At 49.1% G+C, this 228-nt stretch carries 1 protein-coding gene; it reads right to left on the bottom strand.

Features of this window, described 5'->3' with window-relative positions; genetic code table 11:
• The coding region (locus tag AF337_RS41270) for a 3-keto-5-aminohexanoate cleavage protein (RefSeq protein ID WP_160320406.1) at nucleotides 1-118 on the bottom strand (118 nt) is incomplete at its 3' end.
• Nucleotides 119-228: the final 110 nt, after the last annotated feature.

Here is a 228-nt window from a genome sequence, read left to right as displayed (position 1 = left end):
CCTCTCTGCATCGAACGGCAGTCTCGGCCAGTTCTGTTGCTGTCAAAGGAAGGTTCGGATGTTCCAGCTTGGTCTTGCGACCTCCGTTCGGAGCAACCGCTATTGCGACGGACTTCAAACAAGTCTCAATACTCATGAAAGCGCTCTTCGCCGTGATCCATACGGATCATCATATACTTTTGTGAAACGTATGTTGCAATAGCCTGCAAGGAGGTTATAAATCAGGCA

The sequence above is a fragment of the Rhizobium ecuadorense genome (assembly GCF_001187535.1).
In the GTDB taxonomy this organism is placed as follows: domain Bacteria; phylum Pseudomonadota; class Alphaproteobacteria; order Rhizobiales; family Rhizobiaceae; genus Rhizobium; species Rhizobium ecuadorense.
The sequence above is the reverse complement of the archived record's forward strand: the minus strand, read 5'-3'. Positions and strand labels throughout refer to the sequence as shown.